This is a genomic window from Paenibacillus sp. 01L418 (genome assembly GCF_056400045.1).
This window is the reverse complement of record NZ_JBFTSN010000690.1, coordinates 1-1932: the sequence shown is the minus strand read 5'-3', so window position 1 is coordinate 1932 and position 1932 is coordinate 1. Positions and strand designations below refer to the sequence as shown.

At 44.7% G+C, this 1932-nt stretch carries 2 protein-coding genes; both read right to left on the bottom strand.

Translation table 11 applies throughout. The features are described 5' to 3' along the window. Positions 1-93: 93 nt before the first annotated feature. On the bottom strand, positions 94-900 hold the full coding sequence (locus tag AC1DSE_RS34710; protein ID WP_477511080.1) for a sugar phosphate isomerase/epimerase family protein: 807 nt from the start codon (positions 898-900) through the stop codon (positions 94-96). A 27-nt stretch (positions 901-927) separates the two neighbouring features. Further along, positions 928-1665, bottom strand: coding sequence for a phytanoyl-CoA dioxygenase family protein (locus AC1DSE_RS34705; RefSeq protein ID WP_477511081.1), 738 nt, complete (start codon positions 1663-1665; stop codon positions 928-930). Positions 1666-1932 lie beyond the last annotated feature (267 nt).

Below are 1932 nucleotides of genomic sequence, written 5' to 3'. Positions count from 1 at the left end.
TCTTATAGGGGGATGACAAGGTCAAAAAGTTTTTACCAAGCAATCTCTCAGGCGTTAATTCATACTTCATGACGATTTCCCCCTATCAGACTTTTAATGGTCAAACCATTCGGCATATTTGGCAGCCATAAAATCGGTCATCCATTGATTTACTTCTATTAAATCAACAATAGGCTTATTGGTAAAAGGCACCGTCGGCATATAATTCGGTGGACCAAACTCTGCTGTAAAAGTTGTCCAAGCTCTTTCCTTCGCAGCTTGCTTCATAAATATCCGCTGCCACCAGCCTGTAAATAAAGCAAGCTCCGATGCGTATTCAGGTGCGCCAGGATGTGGCACTTGAGGTCCCTGTGGAAATCCGACACGGCCATGAACATGTATGCTGCGATCAATAGCAAGAGCAAGCTCATCCGCATGATTATCCAGATGCGACTCACATACGTTCACCCAATGGCTGAAGTCTGCAGTGATGCGCAAGTCAGGAAAACGCTTCAGCAATCTTGCAGTTGTCCATGGTGTAAACATCGCTCGGCTGCGATGGGTTTCATGCCCGACCTGAAGGCCAGACCTTGCTTCAATTGTAAGTGCTCCTTCAAAAAAACGATCCTGCTCCGCTTCTGACATGCTGTCTCTAGCGCTTTGCGAGTTAATAAACAGCGGATTAAAATCCGTTGCTCGCATGACTTGTTTCTCGAAGCTATCGAGATGGTCATCATGTGTACTTACCTGCGCGATGAAGGCCAGCTTATTTGTTTCCAATGCCGCTTTAAAGGACTTTTCTTCAGAGGCAGGCGGCAGCGGCGCTTCTATTCCAAAGTAACCTGCTTCTGCTGCATATGTCAAAAGCTCCTCATAGCTACCCTGCATTCCCCACAACGCTTTTATTCGTCTCAATTCCAATACCTGTCCCCCCTTTTGTTAAGCCTATTATACATTGACAAAAGGATTGCCGGCTAAATCTTTTCCACGCGCTAGCCAGATTTTATGACCACGGTTCTTTTCAGTATAGACTTGCGCATCCGTTGAGAAATAACGCATCGTATAACCACAGCGGCGGAATTCACTTTTGTTAGGAGCTGCACCATGTATGATGCGAGAATCATGGACAGAGCACTCGCCTGGCTCAAGCTCGAAATAAACGGCCTTTGACTCATCCTTATTGCGAATTTCCGTATCAAAAATGTTGTCATTGCCATCCACCTGCTCGTACTCCGAGAAACCATTGTTATGCGTTCCCGGGATGACGCGCATACAGCCATTTTCCTTAGAGCTGCGGTCAATAGCCAGCCATACGGTCACAATGTTATCAAATCGGCTAAGTCGTCCGTTCCAATATGCGGAGTCTTCATGCCATGGCGTTTGCTTGCCAATAAGCGGCTCTTTGCAGATGAAATGACTAGACCACAAGCCAATGTTAGGACCAATTAAAGGCTCTACCAGATCAAGCACTTCATCGCTTAATAGAAACTTAAGTAGTCGCTCATCACGGAAATGCGGGGTATCGAGCTCGCTGTTCAGCTTCCGGCCCACAAGCTCCCATTGCTCCTCAAAAATATTAGTCAGCTCTGTCATCTTATCTGCGCTAAACAACTGTTTCTTATGCAGCGCATAACCATTTTCCTTATAAAACTGTACTTCTTGCTCCGTCAATGTAGATATCGCCATCAATATCGCCTCCAATAAAATGGTGTATTGCTATAAAATGATCATAACGGAGCAGGAGCAAACTTACTTCTTATCCCATCGGCAAAAGTATGCATATCTTCTGATCCAACTGCTCGCTTATCCAGAAAATAAATTTAATAAGTAAAAAGCCGCTTCCTAATGGACGCGGCTTTTTCGTTGTTTATCCTGCAATATTTGGAATGCATTCTTGAATAATAAGATTCCTTTTCCTTGCTGGAATCCTTATATGGACAGTTGTTCCAATAC

Excerpts from the sequence above, each read along its gene's own strand:
- AC1DSE_RS34705 (WP_477511081.1), bottom strand. The coding sequence starts at position 1,665 with ATGGCGATATCTACATTGACGGAGCAAGAAGTACAGTTTTATAAGGAA.